At 34.1% G+C, this 26,371-nt stretch carries 24 protein-coding genes and 1 pseudogene; 10 read left to right on the top strand and 15 right to left on the bottom strand.

Translation table 11 applies throughout. The features are described 5' to 3' along the window. Positions 1–48 precede the first annotated feature (48 nt). From DEF52_RS04520 to DEF52_RS04505, 4 genes are all read left to right on the top strand, one after another. The gene (locus DEF52_RS04520) at positions 49–687 is read left to right on the top strand and encodes a contractile injection system protein, VgrG/Pvc8 family (RefSeq protein WP_272897550.1); all 639 of its coding nucleotides are present in this window, start codon (positions 49–51) and stop codon (positions 685–687) included. A gap of 151 nt (positions 688–838) precedes the next feature. Further along, positions 839–1,267, top strand: coding sequence for an ankyrin repeat domain-containing protein (locus tag DEF52_RS04515; RefSeq protein ID WP_336598278.1), 429 nt, complete (start codon positions 839–841; stop codon positions 1,265–1,267). 141 nt (positions 1,268–1,408) lie between these two features. Next, positions 1,409–1,633: a hypothetical protein gene (locus tag DEF52_RS04510; protein WP_151807986.1), complete on the top strand. Its 225-nt coding sequence runs from the start codon at positions 1,409–1,411 to the stop codon at positions 1,631–1,633. A 20-nt stretch (positions 1,634–1,653) separates the two neighbouring features. Next, positions 1,654–2,589 carry a patatin-like phospholipase family protein gene (locus DEF52_RS04505; RefSeq protein ID WP_151807985.1) on the top strand — a complete coding sequence of 312 codons (936 nt, stop codon included), beginning with the start codon at positions 1,654–1,656 and terminating at the stop codon, positions 2,587–2,589. A 39-nt stretch (positions 2,590–2,628) separates the two neighbouring features. On the opposite strand, the gene wmk (DEF52_RS04500) is transcribed toward DEF52_RS04505, so the two are convergent. The 6 genes from wmk (DEF52_RS04500) to mutL all read right to left on the bottom strand — a co-directional run bounded on the left by wmk (DEF52_RS04500) (position 2,629) and on the right by mutL (position 9,637). Continuing rightward, positions 2,629–3,606: a WO male-killing family protein Wmk gene (wmk, locus tag DEF52_RS04500; RefSeq protein WP_151807988.1), complete on the bottom strand. Its 978-nt coding sequence runs from the start codon at positions 3,604–3,606 to the stop codon at positions 2,629–2,631. A gap of 46 nt (positions 3,607–3,652) precedes the next feature. After that, positions 3,653–4,561 (bottom strand): WO male-killing family protein Wmk, encoded by a 909-nt coding sequence (gene wmk, locus DEF52_RS04495; protein ID WP_151807984.1) that lies wholly within the window; start codon positions 4,559–4,561, stop codon positions 3,653–3,655. A gap of 89 nt (positions 4,562–4,650) precedes the next feature. Then, on the bottom strand, positions 4,651–5,835 hold the full coding sequence (locus tag DEF52_RS04490) for a hypothetical protein (protein WP_151807983.1): 1,185 nt from the start codon (positions 5,833–5,835) through the stop codon (positions 4,651–4,653). Positions 5,836–6,005: 170 nt separating this feature from the next. After that, the gene (locus tag DEF52_RS04485; protein ID WP_151807982.1) at positions 6,006–6,680 is read right to left on the bottom strand and encodes a JAB domain-containing protein; all 675 of its coding nucleotides are present in this window, start codon (positions 6,678–6,680) and stop codon (positions 6,006–6,008) included. 169 nt (positions 6,681–6,849) lie between these two features. Continuing rightward, entirely contained in the window at positions 6,850–7,788 is a 939-nt protein-coding gene (gene wmk / locus DEF52_RS04480; protein ID WP_151807981.1) for a WO male-killing family protein Wmk, read from the bottom strand. A gap of 67 nt (positions 7,789–7,855) precedes the next feature. Then, the gene (mutL, locus tag DEF52_RS04475; RefSeq protein ID WP_151807980.1) at positions 7,856–9,637 is read right to left on the bottom strand and encodes a DNA mismatch repair endonuclease MutL; all 1,782 of its coding nucleotides are present in this window, start codon (positions 9,635–9,637) and stop codon (positions 7,856–7,858) included. A 227-nt stretch (positions 9,638–9,864) separates the two neighbouring features. Between mutL and DEF52_RS04470 the strand changes: the two genes are divergently transcribed. The 5 genes and pseudogenes from DEF52_RS04470 to DEF52_RS06925 all read left to right on the top strand — a co-directional run. Beyond that, a complete protein-coding gene (locus DEF52_RS04470) occupies positions 9,865–10,770 on the top strand; it encodes an Rpn family recombination-promoting nuclease/putative transposase (RefSeq protein ID WP_151807979.1) in 906 nt (301 codons plus the stop codon). Between the two features lie 264 nt (positions 10,771–11,034). Beyond that, on the top strand, positions 11,035–12,426 hold the full coding sequence (locus tag DEF52_RS04465) for a hypothetical protein (protein ID WP_151807978.1): 1,392 nt from the start codon (positions 11,035–11,037) through the stop codon (positions 12,424–12,426). Positions 12,427–12,593: 167 nt separating this feature from the next. Continuing rightward, positions 12,594–14,648 (top strand): hypothetical protein, encoded by a 2,055-nt coding sequence (locus DEF52_RS04460; protein ID WP_237357354.1) that lies wholly within the window; start codon positions 12,594–12,596, stop codon positions 14,646–14,648. A 664-nt stretch (positions 14,649–15,312) separates the two neighbouring features. Beyond that, a complete protein-coding gene (locus DEF52_RS04455) occupies positions 15,313–18,672 on the top strand; it encodes an ankyrin repeat domain-containing protein (RefSeq protein ID WP_151807977.1) in 3,360 nt (1,119 codons plus the stop codon). A gap of 431 nt (positions 18,673–19,103) precedes the next feature. Next, positions 19,104–19,313: pseudogene (locus tag DEF52_RS06925) on the top strand (TomO hydrophobic C-terminal domain-containing protein); the annotation flags it as partial. Between the two features lie 113 nt (positions 19,314–19,426). Here DEF52_RS06925 and DEF52_RS06605 read toward each other — a convergent pair. The 7 genes from DEF52_RS06605 to DEF52_RS04420 form a co-directional block, all read right to left on the bottom strand. Beyond that, positions 19,427–20,035, bottom strand: a complete 609-nt coding sequence (locus tag DEF52_RS06605; protein WP_237357353.1) for a hypothetical protein — start codon at positions 20,033–20,035, stop codon at positions 19,427–19,429. Positions 20,036–20,055: 20 nt separating this feature from the next. Further along, complete coding sequence (locus DEF52_RS06600; RefSeq protein WP_237357352.1) at positions 20,056–20,508, bottom strand: hypothetical protein; 453 nt, start codon at positions 20,506–20,508, stop codon at positions 20,056–20,058. A 67-nt stretch (positions 20,509–20,575) separates the two neighbouring features. Next, the gene (locus DEF52_RS04440; protein ID WP_151807975.1) at positions 20,576–22,069 is read right to left on the bottom strand and encodes a recombinase family protein; all 1,494 of its coding nucleotides are present in this window, start codon (positions 22,067–22,069) and stop codon (positions 20,576–20,578) included. Between the two features lie 2 nt (positions 22,070–22,071). Continuing rightward, positions 22,072–22,503 (bottom strand): DUF2924 domain-containing protein, encoded by a 432-nt coding sequence (locus DEF52_RS04435; RefSeq protein ID WP_151807974.1) that lies wholly within the window; start codon positions 22,501–22,503, stop codon positions 22,072–22,074. 4 nt (positions 22,504–22,507) lie between these two features. Continuing rightward, a complete protein-coding gene (locus DEF52_RS04430) occupies positions 22,508–22,969 on the bottom strand; it encodes an ankyrin repeat domain-containing protein (RefSeq protein ID WP_151807973.1) in 462 nt (153 codons plus the stop codon). A 33-nt stretch (positions 22,970–23,002) separates the two neighbouring features. After that, positions 23,003–23,731, bottom strand: a complete 729-nt coding sequence (locus tag DEF52_RS04425) for an ankyrin repeat domain-containing protein (protein WP_151807972.1) — start codon at positions 23,729–23,731, stop codon at positions 23,003–23,005. 184 nt (positions 23,732–23,915) lie between these two features. Further along, positions 23,916–25,082 (bottom strand): phage tail protein, encoded by a 1,167-nt coding sequence (locus DEF52_RS04420; RefSeq protein ID WP_151807971.1) that lies wholly within the window; start codon positions 25,080–25,082, stop codon positions 23,916–23,918. Between the two features lie 90 nt (positions 25,083–25,172). On the opposite strand from DEF52_RS04420, the gene DEF52_RS06920 reads away from it, so the two are divergent. Continuing rightward, positions 25,173–25,388 carry an HU family DNA-binding protein gene (locus DEF52_RS06920; RefSeq protein ID WP_151807970.1) on the top strand — a complete coding sequence of 72 codons (216 nt, stop codon included), beginning with the start codon at positions 25,173–25,175 and terminating at the stop codon, positions 25,386–25,388. Here DEF52_RS06920 and DEF52_RS04410 read toward each other — a convergent pair. Continuing rightward, positions 25,369–26,151 (bottom strand): baseplate assembly protein, encoded by a 783-nt coding sequence (locus DEF52_RS04410; protein ID WP_151807969.1) that lies wholly within the window; start codon positions 26,149–26,151, stop codon positions 25,369–25,371. The two genes, DEF52_RS06920 and DEF52_RS04410, sit on opposite strands and share 20 nt — an antisense overlap. A gap of 2 nt (positions 26,152–26,153) precedes the next feature. Beyond that, positions 26,154–26,371, bottom strand: a 218-nt coding sequence (locus DEF52_RS04405; protein WP_458695309.1) for a GPW/gp25 family protein, incomplete at its 5' end; no start/stop codon positions are given.

Raw genomic sequence — 26,371 nt, 5'->3', positions numbered from 1 at the left:
TCTGGTTCGTTTTTTACCATTCCTTCCTTAACTTAATGGCAGTGGGACATTACCTTAGGAGATTTAATTAAAGAAATAGCACAAAAGCATGGGTATGAAGGTAAAGTCGCTGAAAGATTTGAAAATATATTTATACCACATACCATTCAAGCAGATGAAAGCGACATGAATTTTTTGGAAGGATTAGGCAAAAAATATGATGCGTTAGTAAAACCAGCAGGAGGATATATAATTTTTATTCCAAAGGGAGAAGCAAGATCAGCAACTGGAAAGATGTTAGGCACAACAGTACTTACACCTAAAGATGTTATAAATTGGGAGGTAAATTTTAATGTGCGTAACAAATATGGATCTGTTATTGCAAAATGGCACAGTTATGAAAAGGGAGAAACTATAGAAGAGAAAGTGGGAAATGAGGGTCCAAGTTATACTCTGCAAACGCTTTACTCTACCGCAGAATCAGCAATTAGTGCAGCAGCAGCTAAGTTAAGACAACTAAAACGTAGTACATCAAACTTAAATGTAACTGTTCCTGGTAATCCAGAATTATTTGCAGAAGCTAAGATCAGCCTTTCAGGATTTTGTCAGGAAATTGAAGGTGAATGGGTAATTAGCAAGGCAGAACATATTCTCAATAATAGGGGATATCAAACTATAGTAGAGGCGACAGTGAGCAAAGCTGTTTAAGTGAAACTTAAGCAAATGATTATTTAATTCTAAAAAAATGTTAGACATGAACAAAATAAGTAAGAACATAAAGAATAAGATAAATTTTCTATGGCTTATGATAACAATTATATGTGTTGTTGTTACATGTTGCTATACAAAGAGTAAAGCTGTGAGTAATTATAAAATAGTACTACAAATTGCTTCTGAAAATTGTAACTTAGAGGTTGTAAAACTTTTGGTAGAAAATCTATTAGATGTTAATGTGCAGGTTCCTAAATTAACAGCATTACATTATGCTTCAGAGGCAGGTTGTTTAGAAGTTGTGGATTTTCTAGTGCAAAAAGGAGCTGATATAGGCGCTTCTGGGGGGTATGAGGGATGGACACCGCTGCATTATGCTGCAGATCAAGGACGTTTGGAAATTGTTAAATTTTTATTAGACAAAGGAGCAGATCCTAGTGCTGTAGCTAAAGATGGAAGAACACCTAGAAGCATGGCTGTAATATCAGAAGAACGTAATAAAGATAAAAACAAGCAATACAGAGAAGTAATAAAGCTACTTTCCAATGCAGAAGGCTCGCTCAAAAATAGCAAATAAGATCAAAGATATATTGGAGTCATAAGGATCTGCAGAAGAGCAATACGAATTCAAATAGTGACTACCACAGCAAAATATAGAAACTGAACATATTTCTTCTTTTATCAGTAATTTGCAATTATTTTATAACCAGTAAAAAATATGCTAAAAAAAATCCCAATTACGGTAATTATTACCATATTAATCCAAACCGTAGCATTGATATGGTGGTTATCCAAGCTAGACTCAAGGGTACAATTTCACGATAAACTTATTGAATATGGTTTAATGGAAAAAGTGTTAGTACTTGAGGAAAGGGTGAAAAATCTTTCTGAGGAATTGGATGAGTTTAAATTACACGTTCTAAGCGGAAAAATTAAATCTTAATACCCTTACCTAAATTCATAATGATTAAATATATTTTATCCGTTGATGGAGGTGGAATTAGAGGAATCATTCCTGCCATTATTCTAGCAGAAATAGAAAAAAGAACAAGAAAGAGAGTAGCTGAAATCTTTCACTTAATGGCAGGAACCTCAACCGGTGGAATTGTTATAGCAGGATTATGTAAAAAAGATAAACAAGGAAACCCTCAATATTCAGCCAATGATTTAGTTGAATTTTACCAAAAATACGGGTCATATATTTTTAAATCTTCATTTTTGAGAAGATCAATATTTTCTTGGCTTAATTGCACACAATACCCACATAAAAATATTGAATTTGTACTGGATAAATATTTTGGAGAGGATATTCTAAAAAACACATTAAGTAAGGTACTGATAACAAGTTATGATATTAACAACAACTATCCTTTCTTTTTTAAGAGCTGGAGAGAAGACAGAAATTTTATCAGGCTAAAAGATGCACTCAGAGCTGCAACGGCTGCCCCTACTTATTTCATACCAAAACATCTAAAAATTGACCAGATAGACAGAGTATTAGTGGATGGCGGGGTTTTTGCAAATAATCCAGCGGCATGTGCATACGCAAGTGGTAAGAGGTTATTTCCAAATGATGATATTGTACTGTTATCGATAGGTACTGGAAGAACAGATAGAAGCATAGAGTATGCCAATTCAAAGAGATTTGGAAAAATAGGCTGGATAAAACCTTTGTTAAATGTGATGTTTGCCTCTGGACTGGACTGCGTAAATTATCAGATGAATCAAGTAATAGGCAATAGATACGTAAGAATACAATCGCAATTGAAGCTAGCGTCGGCTGACATGGATAACATTACATCAAAAAATATCAAATTTCTTCAACAGGAGGCAAAGGCAATGATAGAGGACAATCAGAAAGTGATAGAAAAATTCTGTATAGAAATATTAAATATATAACTATTTTTACTTATATCTTAATATATTGTTTAACACAATTCAATTTTCACACTCATCAGCAGTTAGGCCACTTGCTCGCAAGATAATATCAATAGCAATACCTGCCTTAACTAGATCTTTTGCAAGCTTGATTTTCTCTGCTTTTTTAACCTTTTCTTTACCAGTTTGCATTCCTTCAGATAAAGATCTAGCTACCGTATCCAGTAATTCTTGATCCTCAATTTTTTCGCATTTACCTACAAACCTCAAAACTGGCTCATTTTCATATTCTGTTAGTCCAAGAGCTTTAATGTTAACTGATAATGTCTTTGCTATCTTATATAATATTTCAATTGGAATGTCTGTATATCCTCGTTCATAGTCGTGTATTTCTTTAGGTGTTGAACCGATTTTATTTGCCAAGTCCTCCTGAGTGTATTCCCGTATTAATCTCTGCTCTTTTATCCTTTTCCCCACTTTGTAGAGTATAGAATCAGTACAAATTTCTTTCTCTATATCATCATATTCATAAGTAGATAAGCGAGTCACTTGGGAAATAATATCAACTGAAACTCCTTCTTTCACTAGATTCTTTGCTACTTCTATTTTCGCTTCTTCTTGGCTAATTTTCTCGCTAATATATACAAACCTTACTAATGGATACAGTTTCTTGCGTAATTCCTGATCCTTAATTTCTCTATGTATTTTTGTTAGATAGACTATTTCTTTATCCTCATCTTCATACCAACTGTTTTCTCTTAGTACTGTTGGTCCTGGAAGTAGATCTATAACATTAACTGACAATGCTCCTGCTATTATATACGATTCTTTGATTGTAATAGCCTTGCACCCTAGTTCAAAGTTATGTATTTCCTTATGTGTTAAACCAATTTTGCTTGCTAATTTTGCCTGAGTATACCCTTGTACTATTCTACAACCTTCTATTTTTTTCCCCAGCTCGTAGCTTGCTGAGCCAATATGCTCTGAATTATCATAGATAAATCCTCTAAAAGCTGTTTTTCCTACAGAAGCAAACATATATTCTATCACAAAAAAATCCACTATTGGCTAAGTTTTTATGAAATCACAAAAATTTCTCAATCATATAATTTGATAAGCCTGTCGTTTGCAAGATAATATCAACAGAAATTCCTTCTTTCACTAAATTCCTTGCAACTTCAATCTTCTTTTCCTCTCTGACCTTTTCTCTACAAACATGTATACCTTTAAATAAAGACTTGATTAGCATATCGCGTAATTCCCGACTCTCAATCTTTTTGTATTCTTCTATCAAGTTTGATAGCTTTTCTTCCACTTCACTATCTTCATCTGATTCGGGAAGTAGATCTATGATACTGATTGATAATACCTTTGCTATTTCATCTAACATTTCAAGTGAAACAGCAGCTCTCCCTTGTTCATACTCGTATATTCCTTGATTTGTTATGCCAACTTTATTCGCTAAATCTTTTTGAGTATATCCTCGTATCAATCTCCACTCTTTTATCCTTTGCCCTACTTTGTATGGAATGGGAATTTTGTTCTCCTCATACTCACCAATAGATAAGTTAGTTGTTCGAGAGATAACATGAGCAGAAACTCCTACTTTCATCAAACCCCTTGCTACTTCCATTTTTACCGCTTTTCTGCTTCTTTCCTCACTCAAACGAATAAATTTGGTTAATAAATAAAATACCTCGCTTAATTCTTTATCCTTATACCCCTTTACTAAATTTAATATTTCTTCATCTTCAAAATATCTTTTTTCATTTGGTAGCATCTCTCCACAAACTAGACCTTTAACATTTACTGATAACGCTTCTGCTATAGCATATAATTTCTTAATTGGAATTTTACGACTCCCTTTTTCATATTGCAGTATTGCCCAGTACTTTACACCAACCTTCTCCGCTAAATCCTTCTGAGTATACCCTCTCTCTAACCTCCAACTTTTCACTTTTTGCCCTACTTCATAGTCTAGACTTTTTTCCATACAAAGAACCATATATAATATTTTCTACTATAGCTCAGATATAACGGTAAGAAAAAACCTCTGGAACCTTACAGTTGGCTATAGACACATTAAAGTTCTCTAAAGGTTTCTTTACTACCTTTACGTATTCTATTTACCCACGGAGACAATACTTCATTATTGCTAACCTCTTTTATAGCATACTTTTCACTCCATATGCCACATCTAGTGAAATTACCTTTCTCTACTGCTTCTTGAAGTTTCACTCCTCCAAAAAGGCAGTTTTTTCCTATTTCTTCGCCTCTTTTTTGTAACTCAGCCCACATTTCTTTGTTTTCTACTCTCACTTGTACTTGATCATATTTTTTTACATCGTGGTACAATATAATATTTAGCTGACCAATGCTTGTAGGAAATTCTAATATAATAGAGCTTTCATCTGACATATCGATATAGTTTCTTATACCTCCCTTCTCACTTTTAACCTCAACTGCATCATTGCCAATTTTTAAAATATTACTTCCTAAATCTCTCAGTATTTTGGCAACCTCTACTTTACTGTCCTCAGAAAATTCTATATATAATGTTGCATTGTCTATCTCGATATCTATTAATTCTCCTTCTTGAAGAGCACTTTCGCCAGCTTTCTCTAGTTCTTCTAGTCTCTCATCTATCTGTGGCTGAACTTCTGGCTGTAGCTCATTATAGATTTCACCTATCAATTTATTCTCCAATAAAGTATCATGAAACTCTGCACCACTTAGCATTAGTTTACGTATTAGATTTTTTCGATCACTTTTTTCTAATCTGTGAAAGTGTGTACCCAATACTACATACTCTGCAATACTCCACTCTCCATCATTACATGCATTTAGCCTTCCTCCAGATGCTAGTACTTTATCTATAACTTTGTGCAATTCATTTACATTCTTTGCCTCTACCACTTCACTTTTTAACCAGCTCAAAGTTTCTGCACTCGGCTTTATTTTTTTCAAAGCTGAAGCAAATGGATTTTTATCTTCTTGATCACTTACAGGTTTTGTGCCATAAACATAGTCAAATCCTTTCCCATAGTTGATTTTGTTTTCGCGAACTTCTCTACCAGGGAAAGGTGCTATTTCTTCAGGCTTTTTAGCCTTATTAATTTTCCTTACAAAGGTGGATTGCTCCTTAGTACGACCAATTCCTACAATAGCATTTAACATCTCACCTTTTGATAATCTATCAAGATCAATGTTTAACTCGTAAGTACTTCCTTCTTGATCATCAAAAGGTACAATTATTTTATTACTCATATTAGCCTCCGCTATTAAATATACTTTACTAAGTCTACAACCGACTTTATTACTTGATTATTAATTCAATATATACTTTTTCATTAATTATAAGTAACAATTAATGTACTTGCAAATACTTTCTTCATTCAAGTAGTTAAACAACTCATGAAAATCTTCAAATATCTGCTTTATAACAGTCCTTGCTCTTTAAAACTAAAATATCCAACACTTGTAATGATAATGTGATCCAGTAACCTAATCCCTATAGTCTGACAAGCTTTAGCCAAGTCTTTAGTTACAGCTTCATCCTCATCAGATGGCTTTAACCTTCTTTCTGGGTGGTTATGCGATATTATTATTGACGTCGCTTTTCTTATTAATGCCTTTCTTGTTACTTCTCTTATGTAAAAAGGTACCTTATCCACTGTACCAGTGAACACTTCTTCCCCCTTTAAACGGCACTTTTGATCAAAATATATTATTTTCATCTTTTCCTCCTCTGAGTAACCAATACTCACCCTTAAATATTTTACTATGGTTTCCAAGTTATCCATTACAGGTCCTTTCTTTAACTCTTCTCTTGGTACTCTTTTTGCAGCTTCCTTTAGGCATAAAATTACTGCTACTGTAGAGTCAGTTATCCCTTCTATAGTTTTCAAGTCATCTATTTCCTGGCCTAAAACTCCTCCTATTCCAAAATTATCTATTAGCTTTCTAGCAATAACTCGAGCTTCTTCCCTGTCATGCACTGCACTTAGAAACGTTTCTATTACTTCACGATCAAGTAGAGCTTTACCGTTGCTTTCTAATGCTCTGAACTCTATTTCTTCTCTACGATCTCTACTACTTTTCTTATTATTCATAAAAATTACCCTTCACTAATAACAAAATGTTTTTATATATTTACTGCTGTTTTTTGTCAGCATTGGCATAAGGCCATAGCTTTTGAGTGAAGTCAAATCAATTTTTCAATCTTTTTTACTTATTTTTTCATCAAAAAGTAAAGATATTAATAGATAATGATTTTTTATTTTAAATTTGTTGAATTTCGTCTAAAGAGATGTCTACTGTTTTTAAAATAATATTGATAGAAATTCCTTCCTTAACTAAATTCTTTGCAATTTTCATCTTTTCTACTTTCTTCACTTTCTCTTTGCAAATTTGTATGCTTTCAAACAGAGATTTTATTAGTACATGACGTAGTTCTTGGCTTTTAATCTTTTTGTATTCTTCTATTAACCTCGATAGTTCCACTTCACTATTCTCATTTTCTCTTGTTTCTGGAAGTAGGTCTGTAATATTAATTAATAGTACCTTTGCTATTTCATCTAACATTTCAAGTGAAACAGCAGCTCGTCCTTGTTCATATTCATATATTCTTTGATTTATTACGCCCACTTTGCTTGCTAAATCTTCTTGAGTGTATCCTCGTATCAATCTCCATTCTTTTATTCTTTGACCTACTTTATACGGAATAGAAATTTTTTTCTCATCATTATCATATTCATCAATAGATAAACTGGTCGTTTGAGAGATAACATGAGCAGAAACTCCTTCCTTAACTAAACCCTTTGCCACCTCTATTTTTACTACCTTTCCACTTTCTTCCTCACCAATACGGATGAATTTAGTTAATAAATAAAACGTTTCACGTAATTCTTGATCCTTAATCTCTTTATGTCTTCTTACTAGATTTAATATCTCTTCTTCCTCATACCTTTCCTCATTTGATACTTCTTGTCCGCAAGCTAGATCTCTAGCAGTTGTTGATAATGCTTCTGCTAATTCATATAACTTCTTAATTGAAATTCTGCGCGTTCCTTTTTCATATTGCAGTATTACCTGATATGTTGTTCCGATTTTTTTTGCTAAATCTTTTTGAGTATACCCCTTTGCTATCCTACAACTTCTTACTTTCTGTCCTACTACTTTATAATATAAAAAATTAGAGCATTTATTCTCTTTTTTCACATTTTATACTCATAATCAGAAGAGCCGTTACGTATACTTAATTGGGAACCTTTTTGACAAACTGAACTCATCTCCTTTCAAACAATTTTTCTATATCACTTAGTTTCATTTCTATATACGTTGGTCTTCCGTGATCAGAATATGGAGTTTTCTCAATTTGTCTTAGTATCTCATTCATCTCTTCCAATTTCATTTTTCTTCCTGCTCCGTGGCAAGCGATTATGGATGATATTTTGTTCACCTTATCCTCTATTGGTAGCGTATCTTCTATTTCCATTAACTTATCTACTATATCAACTAGCATCTCTTTTATATCTATTGTTCCCAAGATTGCAGGTATTTCTTTTACCCTTACTTTATCTTCTGATTCTATTTCAATACCAAAACCCATTTCAAAAAGCTTATCTTTATAAGTTTTAACCATCTCCATTCCAGCTTGGTTTTTAATTTCAACTATTTCAGGAATGAGAAGTTTTTGTCTTTTTATGCTTGTTAAGCACTCGTATATCAATCTCTCATAGGCTGCATGTTGATCTACTATAATCAGCCTATCTCCAGCCTCAGCAATAATGTAAGTATTGTAGACCTGACAGCGTGCATATCCTAGAGGGTGATCCTCTATCAAATCAATTTGCTTCTTTTCTAGAACCATCGTTCCCTTTTGGGGTGGAGATTCTCCATATTTAAACGTTTCTGGTAAGCTTTGCCTTCTTTCAGCTGGTGCATTGAATTCTTTCATTAGACGATTTTCTAAAAGACTTGGTCTCTTTTCATAAAACTCTTTTTGATTTTTTTCCTCTTTACTATTAACCTGCTCTTTGCTATCAAACTCTTCAATACTTTGAGACTCAACATCACTTGCTGCGAACCTAGTCGATAATGCTTTTATTATCCCTCTTCTCACTATTTCATATATTAACCTTTTATTCTGAAATCTTACTTCTGATTTATTTGGATGCACATTTACATCTACTTGGTCGTACGGTATTTCTAACTGCAGCACTGCAAAAGGATACTTTCCAGTTGGAATAAAATCTTGATATGCATATCGAATTGCACCAACAAGTAAATTGTCTTTTATTGGCCTTCCATTAACAAACGTATAGATTTGAGTTGAATTGCCACGACTAATAGTTGGTTTACAGATGTGTCCCGTAAGTTTGATGCCGTCTTCTTCCTCTTTAACTTCCAGCGAATTGCTTTGAAATTCTTCTTCTGTTTCACATAGTCTGTTAAAGAATGAAGTTTGTTTAGCATATTTTAAGAGCTTTTTATTACTGGAAGTGAGAGTAAACCCAATATTGTAGTTAATCATTGCTAAGTTATTTACAATTTCAACAATGCTTTGTGTTTCTGCTCTTTCAGTTTTTAGAAATTTTAGTCTATTTGGAGTGGCAAAAAATAAGTCACGAACTTCAATATATGTACCCTGTAGCAAAGAACAAGGGATAACCTCTCCTATTTTTTCTCCTCCTTCATAACTTATAGACCATGCTTCCTTTGCTCCACTTGCCTTAGACGATAATTTCATTCTGCTTACTGCTGCAATTGAAGGTAAAGCTTCTCCCCTAAACCCAAGGTGCTTGATTTCTATTAACTCACTATCGCTTAATTTTGAAGTAGCGTGGCGCATAAATGCAAGTTCCAAATCTTCCTTTTCTATTCCATTTCCATCATCTGTCACAGTTATAAGGTTACGTCCACCACTTTCTATTTTGATCTCTATCTCTGAACTTCCAGCATCTATTGCATTTTCTACTAATTCCTTTACTACACTCGCTGGCCTTTCTATTACCTCTCCCGCTGCTATACGATTTATAGTTTTTGTGTCTAAAAGAATTATTGCCATATTTTCAACTCTCAGCTTGATCAAGATATAGCTTTAATATCAATACAAATCAAGTCTAAGCTGTCCTTCCCAAGGTATATTATAAAAGCAGTCATAAGAAGAGATAAAAAAAACTGCTTGGCTAAGTTCTTCTGAGCAGATCATTCTCCTACTAACATGTTTGAATTTTAGTTGAATATTTCTTCATAATTGTGTATAATTATTGATGCTTTTTAAGTGGATTTCCTATGGCTCTTTCTAAGTTTCTCGATCCCAAAAATGATATATCGTTCAAGCGCATCTTTGGCACTGAAAAAAATAAAGATATCCTTATTCACTTTCTTAATGATATTCTCGGCTTTGCTGGAAAAAATGCAATACAGGATATAGAGTTTTTAAGTACTATTCAAGACCCTGATATTGCTTCTAAAAAACAAAGCATTGTCGATGTTCTCTGCAGAGATGAAAATGGGCTACAAGTGATAGTCGAAATGCAGGTCGCTAAAACCAAAGGCTTTGAAAAACGTGCCCAATATTACGCAGCTAAAGCTTACTCAAGGCAAGCGGATAAAGGTGATCAATACCATGACCTTAAGGAAATTATCTTTATTGCTATAGCAGACTGTATTTTATTTCCTGATAAGTCTGAGTACAAATCTAATCATGTCATTTTAGATCAAAATAGCTTTGAACATGACTTAAAGGATTTTTACTTCGTATTCATAGAACTACCAAAATTTACAAAAACAAAGGAAGATCAACTAGAAAATATAGTAGAGAAATGGTGTTATTTTTTTCGTTATGCAGGAGAAACAAGGGAAGAGGATCTAGATAAGATAGTTGGTAGTGATGTAATAATAAAACGAGCTTATGAAGAGATGAATAAGTTTAACTGGTCAGAAGAAGAATTACTAGCATATGAACAAATGAAAAAACGTATAATGGATGAAATAGCTGCTTTAGCTCAAAAATTTGATGAGGGTCTTAAAGTAGGTCAAGAAAAAGGTAGACAAGAAGGCATCCAAATTGGCCGTGAAAAAGGTAAAATTGAAGTTGCAAAAAACTTACTGAAAGCTGGCGTATCTGTTAACTTAATAGCTGAGTCTACCGGCCTTTCGATAGATGAAATTGAACAACTCAAGGAAAAAGCCTAAGTATTGCAACTCCCTTAAAGCTCTATCCATTTTTAACTTATTATATTTCTTTATCCACTAGTCTAGAGCCTATATCTAACTCTTCCGCTATTCTCGCTATGGCCTGTTCGATTTTCTCACCAATTCTACGTATCAGTTAAACGCATAATATCTAAATATAGAAAATGTTTTTCATAAAATTTTTCTTGTCCTTGATAAATTTAGTGTTGATATTTGATTCTAACTTTTGCATAATGCAGTAAGTATTTTTATATGGAGAGTGCAATGCCAAGAAAAACAGATCGTCATGCCGCAATACTTAAAAAACTACAGGATATCATTAAACATAGGGATCCTGATGTTGCTGCTGGAAGGCGCTTAGCTATCGAAAGATGGGTAAAAACTTATACCAGGCAGGTAGAATACCTTAAAGATGATGGGCTGAAATTTTTATATAATGTATTTCAAGATGAAAATTGTTGGTCAGGTACAAGATTAAATAACGCAACGCTAGGGCAAAAGCTAACTACAGAAAAAATAGGTGAAGTAGAAAACCCATTTTCTAGGTATAATATGGCATGTAAGTACTGTATGGTAGACAAAATTCAACCACTTTTTCAGGAGAAGTTTGAATTTCACAAGGGTAGGTTTTCCCCTGATGCAGTAGATGGTGATGGTAGGCCCGCAGCTAGCAACAACAAATACATAAGAAGTGATCTATTAGGGTCTATGGAAAGTTATGATCCTGTATTTAGCTTCTGGATTGATCGAGAATCTGAAGGATTAAAATTAAAAGAATACAGTAGTGTAGAAGGTTTTAGGGAAGCTGTAGGTCTTAGATGGAGTGAGGGAGTGGAATATTTTTATGACCGTTTAAGTGAAAGAGAAAGAGAAAAGGAAATTATCGGTGCAATTACTACATTATCTTCTGTTCAATGTAATTATAATGGTGCTGTTATTTTAGATTTTTGTCTGAGCAAAATGAATGCTCAAGGAAAAAATGAACTGTTGAAAAACTCTGAGTTATCAAAAAAAGACAAAGGAATATATTCTCTTCTTAGCATGTTGATACGCCAAAATTTTTTTGATACAGTTCAAACTATAGTTCCAATGTTTAAAAATAAAATATTAGAAGATAAAATACTTTCACCTAAGGATTACGCTCTTCTTCTTTCTTCCCTTTCGGATAAGGTCGTTGAAAGTCCTACTTTAAGTACTCAAGCTAGAAAAATTATGATGGATCTTATAAGATGTGGTAATTTCAATAGCCAGGAAGGAAAGGAAGAAAAGGCTGCAGTCTTTTTTTCCAGTGGCATAGTGCCAATCAAACATGCTCTTGCAGGATTGATCATTGACTTGGAATTGAGTAGCGGAACAGGTAGTGCTGCAAATGTAAAAAAGAGTGAAATACTAGAAATATTGCAATTTGCTAAGGAGTTTTGTTCAACTACAGACTTTAAAAATTTTGAAAAGTCTATAGTTAAAAATCTAAAGATTGTTGGAAGAGCTGGTATGAAAGATGATATAGATTATGATAAATTGGCAGAAAAGCTATTTTATGAGTTAGAAAAGGAAGCGCCTCTGCCTCCTCAAGGCGGTGATTTTGGTAGCTCTGGTGATCCACAGTCTATGTTGAAGGGTGCTGGAGTTAGTGGATTTTCTTGTCACAGAAGATAGAGGTATTTATATGCATGGTAACGGTGAAAACATTGGGTTAATTAGAAGTTTGTTAAATGGAAATTGCCAAGGTTTCGTGGAAAGGTTTGAGTCTTTTTTAGATCAGAGTCCATCTTTTTTACATTCCGTTGGTAAAGATCGTTTCTTTCCTGCATTTTTTTTTCGGTATGTTTGCTACTGTACATGATTCTGATGTTGCAAATAATAATGAAAGGATTTTTTTTCGCTTTGATAATGATCCAGATAATCATAGAAGGGGAAATTTAAAGGTTGCTGTCTTAACTAATGAGGTAGATCAAAGAAATAACAGAGTTGTAAGGTGCTACACTATTGCTGATAGGCAAAACAGTTTTGGCTCAAGATTTAGCGAAGAAGAGAGGCAGTGGTTAGAAGATGAGCTGCAGAGGCAGGGTATTAGAAGAAGGCGAGTAGCTTGGCAGGAGTATAAAACATTTGTATGGGCATGGAATCAGGGGGAAGATGAGGATGAAGAAGCAGTAAGGTGCATGCAATTTCGTGAGGGAGAAGCATTTACTGGAAATTCAGCATCTCCGTGTGATGGCTTTGATGAAATTACCAGAACACCTGGATTGCAAAATAATTATTTACTAAATTTAATAAATGGGTTAGCAGACAATAATGCAGTTAATATAAGAGATAATATTGAAGATGTTTTACAGTATATTCTGGATACATATGATAGGTATAATCAATCGTTAAACTTTAATGGTATCGAATCTGACTACCATGGCTTTTTGTCAGGCTTTTTGATGAATTTTAGGTATCGCCATGTAGCTGGCATTTATCTTGAATTGTTTGTAGGAGGAGGGTATACAGATATTACTTTTCTTGTGCGTGGTGTGCAGAGGTTAGGGGATTCTGTGCCTATCATAATTGAGCTTAAGGCAGGAAGAAGAAGTGCTGCAGATGCGTTAGAGCAAGCAGAGAACTACGTTAACAGATGTCCTGTTTCATCACTGTCTATCCATACCTCATCAGGCAATGCTATCTGTGTGGGACTGAACTTTGACCTTAATCGTAGGCGTTTTCAGCTTAGTATAGAAAATTTCTTAGAAAGGGAATATTCTTTAGTAGAAAGATTATTTGAACCCTTAGCAAATCAAGAAATTGAAGAAAATGTCAGAGATTATTTACTCCATCCATCGTTTGGTGTACCTGTTGTACCTGGTGTGAGAAGTAGAGGTGGTGTTAGCGCTAGAGATAGAAGAGTATTTCTTTATACAACTGGGTTTACTTTTGGAAGTACTGCATTTACAAGAAGAAGAGTTGTGTTAAGAGATGGAAATGAGATATATGTAACTAAGTACTTGTTTGAGTATCATGATAACGATAGGATGCTAGGTCCGCAAGGAGGAATTGCACAAGTAAATATTGGAGATCGTGCTTTAACTATGGTTTTACATGTGTTATTAGGGAGGGAAGAAAGAGTTGTTGTGTTTCATATCCGTCATATCTTGGGTCACCAATTTCCCAATATGGGATTAGATTTAGCACAATGGCCAAATGCTAGGGTTTATGAAGTGATGTGCCAATTAGACCCTAATAGAAGGAATGAAGATGATTTAGGCCTAACTGTTAATATAATACCATTCCAGTCACCTGCTCATTATCTGCAGAATAGGGGTAATACTGTTTTTCAAGGTGACGTTTTACAAGTAGGTGGTGTTAGTAATGTGCACAGTGCTGCAGATATAATGATGAATACTGGTTGGCAAGTACAAAATCGTCATGCACAAGTATTCCAAGCCATTTCTAATGTGTTATTTCCATTAAGGTGGACAGTAAATAGAGATAACGCTAGGGAAGCAGGATTTCATTCTATATTGCATGGGTTATTTTACGCTTGCAGTAATCCAGCTAGGGTAATTATTGAATTTCAGTTGGGAGGAGGGCAGAAAGTGGACTTAGTTCTGTTAAGATCTGTGGAAGCGAGAGATGGTACCCATCCAATTGTAATAGAGTTAAAGTTTGCTGGTACTGGAGAGCTACAGCGAAAAATCGCAGAAGCAAATACTCAGCTAGGTAGTTATTTTAATGCTAGAGGATATAAGCGTATTACTGACGGGAACACAGTAGTTTTAACGTATGCCATCTTCAATGATCGTGCACAGGGGCCAAATACTCTTATATCAGTTAAGGATGTTCTTCGTATAAAGGACAACTTAGGACATAGTTCTGCAGATGATCTTCCTGGTAGATGAGGGTTATTGAGAGTTTATGTGTCAAAAATGAATTGCTATTAATTCAGCAACATATATCGTTAAAAACTTAAACAACGCAACCATTTTCAGCAACTATAGTAGTTTCGAAAATAAATGATAAATTTCCATTACGGGATTAATTGCTAAAAGCTGCAAATCTGTATATTAGCACACTATCACTTATTTTAGAAAACACTATAAAACCAGTAACCGTGAGAAGAGTTTGTTTTGGGATGGCATGGTCTACCAATTGTACCATACGAACTTTTTTATATGGTAATTTGATTATGCGCTAAAATCATCTACATTGGCTCACTTTAGCCATATTTACATATGAACCAATTTGTCTAAACCTTGTTGCAACAATTTGAAGCTTCTATTTCCACGATTCTATTTTACGCAACGCATTCTCACAAATATACGATCATTTTTATGTTTTTTGGAGGAAGTAAATAATTAAATTCTCGTTGATACTAAAAAGTGTAGTGTTTTGTTAAATCAGAACGGACTTTGCAATATAGTTTAATAGCGCTTTAGTATACTCTTTACATTGGAGAATTTTGATGTAAATTACGTTTCCAATCCAATTTAGAAATCAGCAATATATATTGACAAAAGTTAGGGTTAATGATAACATAACAAAGAGAAAATTATCAGAAAATTTATGCCGCCAGTTAATGATTATACAAGTATTAACACACCTAAACGTGTTATTAACTTTGATATTGACTATTATGAAATATTGGGAGTAAAGGTAAATGCCAGCCTGGATGAGATAAAAAATGCATATAGAAATTTGGCAAGAAAACATCATCCAGATAAAAATAGTAACAAAGAAACAGCAAAAAAAAATTTTCAAAAACTTGAAGAAGCATATAGCATATTAACAGATTCAAAACAAAGAGCGGAGTATGATAAAGAAAGGATATCCAATGAATGTCTTGAAAATGAATTGCTCGGAGCCATTTCTTCTAAAAATTTAGAAAAAGCAAAAGAGCTAATACAGAGAGTGAAGAACTTTAGTATGTTTCGCAATCAAAAAGTGATATTGACTCGTTTTGCTATGAATGCCTGTGAACATAGCAATTGGCTTAATTTTTATAAAGACTTTTTATTACGAGACAGTAAAAAAGTTGATGATAATATCTCTTTTAAAGATACAGCTTTAAGCCATATATGCAAAAACTGCTCAGGCATGATAAAGGCTAAAAGATTTTCATTAAGGGATGAGGTTATAAAATCACTATTAGAATACAGAGCTGATGTTAATAAAGTTAGTCAGTCAAAAGATAAAGCACCTATTTATTACGCTCTGGAAAATAATGACCATAATTTAGCAAATTTGCTTTTTCAGCATGGAGCAAAGATTAATGTTACTGCTGAGTTAGAAAAAGCAGTTATCGCTAATAGCTGTAAATATACAAAAGAAACGATAAGGATTCTGTTGAAATATACTTCCCCTGAACAAAATACTGAAATACTAAAGCATTTTTCAAATAATTCTATCTTACAAAGTGAAGGTATTGAAATTGTAAAGTTGCTTTTAAATAAAGGAGCTAATCCTTTTCTTGGAGAATTTAATGCAATGAAAATTGCTACTGATAAAGGTAATAGTAAGCTTATAGAGCTATTTAATTTAACACAGCAGGAAAACGATAAAGTTTCAGAAGGGTCGCATGAAAAATTCGATGTTTTGAACATTAAAACCCTTGATGAAGTGATAAATATTTTGAACGAAGCAGTCAAGCATAATGACTATGAGCAGTTAGACGAAGTTATAAATAACATAGATAAAGATGATGTGTTCATGAGTGGCCTGAATAGTGATAATTTTAAAGCCTTTTGTTCACGATACCTTAACTTGGATTTGCAAAAAAGGGACGATCATAAGTATATATATGACAATATGTTGTCAAAGTATAAACTTGATACAGAAAGTAATAATTGCAGCTTTTTAGTAGAAGAATTAGTGCTTCTAGCAATTGCAGCTAATGATAAGCTTACAGAAAAGTATCAGAGTAAATTGTTTGATCAAAAGGAACTGGAATCTCTATTACTGCTTGTAGGTCAACAAAAATACATTGATATTTTATCCGGCAGATTAAAAGAAAAAGATAACGGTATAAGAACTGTAAGCCATGCATTCTTTCCAACCATAGCATTAAGAAAAGAATTTAACCAACTCTTTACTGACCACGTTACTGAATACTTGAAAACATTAGAAGATGAGAATGTTGTTGATAAGATACATAATATACTTAATTCTGCGTTATCTGTTAAAAATGAAGAGTGCATCAAAACGGTGCTATCTTCATCCCTAGAGGCTAAAGTTAGTGGTGCTAGTCTTTTGTATCTTGCTGCCCTCTACAGTAAAGAAGTAGCACAAGCTCTTTTGAATGGTGAAGTTTATGTTGACATTAAAGACGTTAGTGATATGACAGCTTTACACTTTATAGCTCGTGATGCACGTCAGACAGCTCAAAAAGATACCAATAACGGGTGGATGGAGTACATTTGGTCTTTTTTTCCTAATAGCAGCAAAGATAACGATGATGTGGCACTCTTTCTAGAAGGTGCAAAGTTTCTCCTTAGTAAAGGTGCTGATGTTGACGTCAAAGATAATAATGGTATAACACCTTTATACTTTGCGGTTTGCAATGGCAATTTGGAAATAGTAAAGCTTCTTGTGAAGAACGGTGCTAACTTCAACATTACATATGGAAATAGCACTGTTTTGAATTTAGCAAAATCATCCAAAACAGAGAAAAGAGAAGAAGTGATAAAATTCTTTAAGGAGGAAGTAGAAATAGAAAAGAAGCGTACACCTTTACATTACGCTGTTTTAAATGATAACAATGAAACACTTAATCTTCTTCTCAAAAAAAGATGCTATGATGTTGATGCTAAAGGTAGTGATAATCGTACGCCTCTAGACCTTGCTATTCAAAATAGTAAACTAGAAGCTATTAAGCTTTTACTTAATTGTGATGCTAACTTTAATATTGGATATTTGCACTCAGCAATGCCAGATAGTGTTCAAACAAAAAAAATAGCTTGTCTTCTGATATCTAACCTTAAAGAGAGACTTTGGAAAGCAGAAGCTGAACTAGGACAAGGGAATGGTAATCTAGCTAGTCAAGTAGGAAAGCTTAAAGAGAAACTTAAGAAAACAGAAGCTGAACTTGCAAAGAAAAAAGAAGAGATGGAAAGCAAAATTGGAAAAGTAACTAAGCTTGATAATACTATAAAGGAGCTTAAGGAGACAAATGCTGGACTAGAAAGAAAGAATAGTGACCTAACTAGTCAGATAGATGATTTGAATAAAGAAAAAAATGTACTTGATGGCCAATTTGCAGAGAAAGAGAGAGTACTGAACAGAAATGTATGGAAATTAGAAGATCAGCTCAAAAAGCAGACGAAAGAGTTGGATGACGCAAAACAAAACTTGGATAGCAGAGCTAGTGAAGTAGCTAAACTTGAGAGAACAAAAATCGAGCTAGAACAAAATATTAATAATCTGACTGGTAAAACAGCTCAACTTAATAACGAAAGAAATATACTGAGTAATACACAAACTCGATTAAAACAAGAGCATGCGGAACTTACAAAGGAAAATAAGCAGCTAAAGGATGTACAAGTTCAATTAGAACAAGAGCTGGAGAGTGCAAAGCAAAGCTTAAATGAAAAAATTAGTAAAGTGACTACACTTACTGAAGAACTTGAGGAAACAAAAACTCAACTTGCAGGAAAGGTGGAAGAGCTAAATATTGTAAATGAAAAGGTTTCGCAATTGCAAAAGAAGCTTGAGGGCATGGAAGTTTTGTTGAGACAAGCGAATAAAGAGTTAATGCAAGAGCAACAGAAGGCTAGTCAACTCAATGATCAAGTAGATAACCGTACTAAAGAACTTAAAGAGGCAAAGGCTCAGCTTGTAGACTTGCAAAACAACCTCGATGATGCAAAGCAAGATTTGGCTAGAAAAACTAATGAAGTAGTTCAACTCACTGAGAAAAAAAACAACTAAAGGGGCAGTTAAATAGTGTACTTCAAAAGCTAGAAAAAGCTGAAAGCAAAAATAAAGAGCTGAGCACACAAAATGTAGCACTGGGGGATCAAAATAAAGAGCTAGAGAAGCTTAAAGATGAAAGTGAAAATAAAAGCCAGCAGCTAGAAGCACTTGAAAGTCAAGGTAAGCAGTTGAAGGGTCAAATTGAAAGTCTAAAAGCACAACTTGGCAACAGAAATCGAGAGCTGAGTAGCACAAATCAGAAGGTTGCACAGTTAGAACGTGAGCAAGATAGTATAAGGCAAGATTTAGCTGCAAAAACTAGAGAACTTGATGAAGCAAAAGTTCAATTTGAAGAGAATTTAAATGAAATACGGCAAAGCCTAAAAGGTCCAAGTCCAGACAATGGAAACAAAAAACTCTCAGCAGCAAGCGCCCAGGATAGAAAGCAAATAACCTATGCTTCTATTTCTTTTGTATTATCTGGAGCATTTGCTGTTGGTGCAAGTTTAACAATGTTTCATTTAGCAATCTGTATTACACTTGCTGTAGCTGCATTAACTTTTCTCGCAGTAGGGTGTTACTGTTCACATAAGGCAAATACAGCACTTAGTAATGTTGAAGTTAAAAATGGTGTTGATTCTGCTGTGAAGGTTTAAAATAGCTCAAGGTAATGAGAAACAGCAGGGGTACAAGATAAATGTTGTGTTAATAATTTAGATAGTATTCTAAATAAATTATCTTATTAAAAAAAATTATTGGACATATTCTTTTATACTGAGTTTAAAGCAGGAGAAGCAATAATAGACTGTTTTATATCTCTAATTTTCTCGAGCTTAGTATTTGGCTTATATAGCACAAGACCTATACATGCTAATCCAACTATTCCCACAACCACTGCTACTACAGGCATTTCCATGATATACAGTGCAATGCTGCTTACCAGTAACGCTGTACTAACAACACTAGCTAGAATTGCTTGCCTTTGCTGCGTTAATGGTTTGTCTTTTTCGTTTGTAGCATCAAAACATGGTTCAGCAGAAGATGGGCTGTCAGAAGCGTTTAGCCCTTGCTCATCTAAAGAGTTCTTAGCTTCTTTGTTGCTTTCACACATGAGTTGAGGATTTTCACTTTCTATTAAAATATTTCGAGCTTCTTCACTGTTTACAATTCTAGATTCATGTATTTCATGGTCTTTATTGATATCTTCACATCTAGTTTCAGCATTATCACTTACAGGTATATCATTTTTAACTTCTATATTCAGAATTTCTTCAAATCCCTTGAGAATCTTTGCACTTTCTTTGCAATTGTGTTTATTAGCATAGTCAAGTAGTGTAGTATAGCTTATCTCTTGACCTTCTGCTTTCTCTACTTTCACTTTCTGGTTGAGAATTTCTTTTAAAAACCATTCTTTTTAGAAGCTTCTAAAACTGCTCTAATAGCTTTACTATCTTCCTCTAATATGCAGGATACCAGTGCCGTGTAAGTTATTGTTAGACCATTTGGCAATTTTTGGATCAATTCCTCACTAAGAACATCCTTTAAGGTTCCTTGATTTATTGCTTCTTGTAAAAGCTCCTCAAAAGCTTGATTATTTTTATAGAACACAGAGTGGCACAGTAGCGTCAGAGTCCCTTCCTTTTTCTCATCCTTGTAAATTATTTTTTTTGTAAGAAGTTTCTGCGTGTTGTAATTAGATTTATTAAATTTTCCACTAATATTTTCACCGTTTTCTATCTTCTTTAACAACTTGAAAAGCTTTTTTTTATCTTCATTGGTAAAATTATCCTGATCACCTGCCAGCTCATAGATTATATTTTTTGCGTTCTTAATCTTTTTAAACTTTGGCATTACTTTCCTTGCTCTACAATATTTAATTTTATAAATTAGTTATATTAACAACTTATTAATTGTTCAATTAGGTTGCTAATCCATAAAATTTCTCCAACTGCTCACTCCACAGCATCGGTATTTCCCTCAAGTCAGCTAACTTCAATCCTCTTGGTTGCCTTCCATTTACTATGTCTTCCTTAATCTTTGGTGCTAAATAATTCAGCCTTAAAATTTGCTGTATTCGTCTTGTACCTATATTAATTTTGGCACTCAGCTCTTTCACACTTCTATATTTTACCTCTTCTAGTTGACGTTTCCAGGAATGGGCTCTCACCACTGCTTTCAGTAGTGCATTATTTGTTTTTCCTTCAGGTTCTACTACTGTGCATTTGTTTCCTTTCTTTTTTATTGGTATAAATTTTTTCTCTGATTCAGAATGCACCTCCATTCCATCCTCTTTCACCATTACTCCCTTTATTAACTTTTTCACTATTTCTTTCTGCTTTCCAAAATTTAAATTTTCCCATTTTTCTTCGGTCTTGTCTTTCCAATTTTCATATAGCTGCTCTGTTTTCCTCATTACTTCTTTTTCGACTTCTCCGGCTATTACATTTCGTTTTTCTGATTCACAACCTTTTCCCCTTAAATGATTATTGCATACGTAATATCTATATCTCTTATTCTCCTTTTTTGCATACGTCAGCGTCATATTTACATCGCAGCTCTTGCACTTAATTATTCCCTTAAGCAGCGCTTCCTCATATTTTGCTTTTTTATATGGTTGATTCCTTATCAATTCTTGTGCTTTTTTCCACTTTTCCTCTTCTATTATTGCTTCATGCTTTCCCTCATACTCTTTCTCATAATGCCTAATTTTTCCCATATATATTGGATTTGTTATTATTCTTCTCACTGTTGCTTTTTTAAAAATATCTGATTTTGCTTTTGTTCGATATCCTCCTCTGTTCAACTCCCTTGCCAACTCTGCCATTGACTTCAGCTCTACATACCTTTCAAATATATGCTTCACTGTCTTTGCTTCTTTTTCATTTATTATTAATTCTTTATCTTTTACATCATACCCAAGCGGTAAAGTTCCACCCATCCACAGCCCTTGTTCTTTTGATGTTGCTATTTTATTTTTTACCCTTTCTACGATCATTTCTCTTTCTAGTTGTGCTGCTCCTGATAACACTGTTTGTACAAACTTTCCCATTGGCGTATTATTGTCAAATATTTGCGTTACTGCTATAAAGTTTACTCGGTGCCTTCTAAAAAATGACGTTACTTCGATGCTGTCTTTTGTTTCCCTTGAGAGCCTGTCTAATGTATATACTACTACACAATCTACTTCTCCTGCCTTTACATCTTCAAATAATTCCTTTATTGCTGGTCTTTCTAAATTCTTTCCTGAGAAACCTCCATCGTCGTACCTTTTTGCCAATGCTACCCAGCCTTCTCTGCTCTTTATGTATTTTTCACATGCTACTCGTTGCGCATCAAGGCTATTAAACTTTTGCTCTAGACCGTCTTCATTTGATTTTCTTGTATATATTGCGCATCTCACCTCTTTTAGCATTCTCAATTTCCACTTTTATCACGCATCCCGAATAATAAAGGTCCGTTGTAGCTCATTCCCATTATTTTTCCTGCCACTGCTGACAATGATGTATAAAACTCTTCTTTGTAGATTAAACCCTTATCTGTTACCATCACTGCATGAGTCTCTTCCCCTCTCTCTAGTATTAATTCTGTCCCTTCTACTGGTAATTTATCGCTACTTATTCTTTTTCCCTTCTCTAGTCGATCTGCCAGATACTCTAGTCTTTTTGACCCTTTTCTTGACATTTCTCCATACGCTTTTTCCTGCATTCTATAAGCCAATCTTGGTATCAGATATTTCTTTGAGTATCTAGGCGCTTCTTCTCCATATACCTTCTTCCATATTTCTCTCAGCTCATCCAAAGGTTTTCTATCTAAATTCATTACTTTCTTTTCTATTTCTTTCTCCATATTTTTAGCCCTTCATAAATAGCTTTTCAATTCTGTCTGTTTCTTTCTTTAATACCTTGGCTATTTCTTCACTATTTTTTGCATAATCCATCGCTGTCATTCCAAATTTATCTGCTTGCTCTATTTCTGCTCCTGCTTCCACTAACTCTTCTACTATTTCCACTTTCCCCACCATACATGCAAGGTGCAATGGAGTGCATTTACTTCCATATTCTTCCGCATTTACATTTGCTCCTGATTTTACTAATTCTCTCACGGTTTCTAGGCGTTTCTCCGTTACCGCTAGATGCAGTGCTGTATGTCCTCTTACATCTGCTGCATTCACATTCGCTCCTTTTTCAACTAATAACCTCACTGTTTTTGCGTCTATCGCATAATGTAGAGCCGTTCTTCCCTTTTCGTCTCTTTCATAAATATTTTTACATGAGTTCTCTAATAGTGACTTCTCTTTTTCTTTTTTACTCATAATTTACCTCACCTTTTCTTTAAATTTAAACCCCTAAGCCTTCTTTCTCACCACCTCATCTATCATTTCGTTCACTTGGCTCATTATCTTGCTCGCTAAATTTTTACACTCTTCCTTTATTAGTGACTTATCTTTCTTCCTTATTTCTTCTATCTCTATTATTTTGAACTCAGGTAAATAGCTCCTATCCAACATATCTGCTATTTCTCCCACTAGCCCCTCTATTCCATAGCACGTCAGTTTTCTACTTTTTGTTATTCCTCCTTTTTCTCTCAGAAATTTACTCGCCTTTTCACTCTCTGTACTATCACATAGACGATACTTTTCACTTTCCCAGATATAGTACATTGGTGTTGCACCATATTTATTCAGTTGATTAACTTCAGCCCCTGCTTTTACTAGCTCTTTTATTATTTCAACTCCTGCTCCTCCTATTTTGCATGCAGAGTGCAATGGCGTACATCCACTAACATATTGAGTGGCATTTACTTCCGCTCCTTCCCTTAGCAGCACTTTTACATTTTCTAAACTTTTTGCGAATACTGCACAGTGCAGTGGTGTATAACCATTTTTATCTCTTGCATTTACCTCTGCCCCTTTTTTTATTAATAACCTTACTGTTTTGTAATTCGAGATTTCTACTGCTTGGTGTAATATCGTCTCTCCTTCTTTATTTCTTTTATTAATATTCTTAAATCCGTTGCTTGATACTTCCTTCAAGAACTTACTAAAAGATTCTCTCTTTTCTTTGCTAAACTTCATACTTACCCCACTATAAAAACATCAGCCTAATTCGGCTCTCTCTAGTGCAAAGTAAATTTCTTTTGTTTACTTGCTACTATTCAAGTCATGTCCTTTTTAGCATGAGAAAGCAAGTCCTTTTCTTTTTATTTCATATACTTTAAACTATTGTTAATATAATATATGAGAATCTAAATATAAGTATTTAACTTATTACACATATTGCTTGACTATTTTTCCAACTTCTGTGCAAATGTTGATGTTCGTGCCACTTCAGTACTCCTGAATAAAATACTAAAATGTGCTTTTCTAACTCGTGTGTTGAGTCTTTTTGCTCTTTATCTAAATCGTTTTTATAGTAAATGTTGTGTTCTGCTAAAACATATTTTGTGATCTTTTGATCAGTATAATTTTCTACTTTATAATTATGGGTAACGCTAAACCTTTCTAAAATTGGTTTGTGTTTTAAATTCCAACGTTGCCCTGAAAGTTTATCGTTTCCCAATACAAATTTATTTCCTTCTTCTTCTATGCTACCAACCGGAAAGCACGCATTTATTTCTCCTAAGTTCCAACTGTCCGATAATACTATTTGTGCCTTAGCAAACTTTATTTCTGGTAATAAACTTTGTGGTAATGGATATAGTGCTTTTAAATTGTACCACTGATGACTCCTTTCATAGATGCCTTTGTAATCCTTTGTATGAGTTTCTGTCTCTCCAAGTACTGCTACATCTAATCGATATATGTCATTACTAAATGTTTGTTCATAATGGTTGCGTAGATAACTCTCTATAACCTTAATTGACGTAACACTAAACCTGAAGAAATTTACTCTTCCAAACGATAACACTGGCCCATCTTTTTCAACCTTTCTACCTGAATAGTCTGATAGTAAGCTGCCAAATATACTCTCATCTAAAATAAACCTATCAACGTTGTAATAATCGTTAAAAATCCTCATTAGCCTTGATCTTGCTGGTAATGATAGTTTTGCAAGCTCTACAACCGCATCTACAAAAAAGTTATTTGGAACATTCCTTATCCCTATCTGCAGTTCAAAAAAATGTTTACCAGGTGGTTCTTCGATAATTGTAATATCTTCTATATTTGCCCATTTTAGTGCTATTTTGAGTGATGCTGGAGTTCCTCTCAGTCTTTGAAATTTTACTCCTTCTACTACTGCTTTTCTTTTATCCTTTATCCAACGTAAAATTTCCCCCAATTCATATTCCTCAATCAACCACGGCAATGTTTCTTCTTTCAGGTTGAACTTAAACCCTCTGATACATCTTGGATCAACCTTATAATCTGTTGCATCAACCAGTGCTTGCTCTTGCTTTGTTGCGTTTGGCGGTAATAAACTTTTCATTTGTCTTTTCTTTCAAGTTGCTTTAATTTCCTTGATTTAGGTAGCTTATGAGTAAGCAAGAGATCATTGCAGAACTGATCAAAAATAAAGATGTTCTTAATATCGAAAACACTTTCCATAATATTTGACCATATTATCAATACTTTAAAAAACAAGTTACAACTTCTGAAAGAAAATCAATACTTTCGTCTCCCTAACATTGGTCATTTTTATCCAGTAAACCTTAAACCACTTATTGCACGCAATCCCCTAACCGGTACGATTCCACAAAACAAAAAAATACGTTTTAAATCCTATCTAACTTGACGTAGCCAAGCGCTGCACACTCATTCCCCAGTACTACAACATCCTCTTTTGGCTCGATTAATTCTACGTTTTCTACACCCTCTACAAACAAATTTGCTATTATCCAAGATCTTGTAACATTCCATCCCAGCCTTCTATTTGCTTCAAACTTCTTAATGAACTGCTTCTTGATTTCCTCCTTCGATATTACAGGACTTATGCTCATTCTGCTGTGAATATCTATTTCCGTAATATTGCAACCAATTACTGTTACTGTATCTGTTAAAACTCTTATATCATCTCTAGTAACCTGCTTTCTTATAATTTCAAGTAGCTCTTCTGGCAGTGTGGATAATTCTGTTAATAAGGTTGAAATTTGTACTTTTCCTGGTATAGGTGATTCTACTAATGCGTCTTTTACTCTACTATCTGCTGACAGTGCGTGATACCTATAATTTCCTCCTGTTGACCAACCTGCTATTTTTGCTTTTATCCTCTTTCTAAATCTTTCATCCTTTTCTTCTTTTTGCCTCTCTACTCCATAAAATTCAGCTAAGTTATCAAGATCTTCTCCTACTGCAAATTTAAGTAAATTACCCTTTACAGCTTCGTTTATCCTTTGTCTGAGTAAAAGTTCTCGCCATGCTACTACTTCTAAAATCTTTATCGCTGGATCACTTTCAACTAATGCTGTAAAACTTTCATCTCGCTTTACTAACTCTTCCTTCATTCTGGAAAATATCTCCTCAAAGTTCAGTGGTTCGATAATATTTGGCTGCTGCATCTTTACACTACAATTCCTTCAAAATGAATGTTTTTCCCGCTTGGTAAGTATAATCCTTCTAGGTCAAGCGTTACTTTTCCTTCTTTCACCTCTGTCATTTTTACTTTTTCTAGCTTAAATCTTTCCTCCCACTTTTGTAGAGCTTCTGCTGTTGCTGCATAGATTTCCAAAGTTATAGCATTTCTCCTAATAGTCCGAATAGGGTAAGATATGTGGGTAA

Source organism: Wolbachia endosymbiont of Nasonia oneida (genome assembly GCF_009012935.1).
GTDB classification, from domain to species: domain Bacteria; phylum Pseudomonadota; class Alphaproteobacteria; order Rickettsiales; family Anaplasmataceae; genus Wolbachia; species Wolbachia pipientis.
Note: the sequence above shows the minus strand (reverse complement) of the source record. Positions and strands in the feature narration are given on the sequence as shown.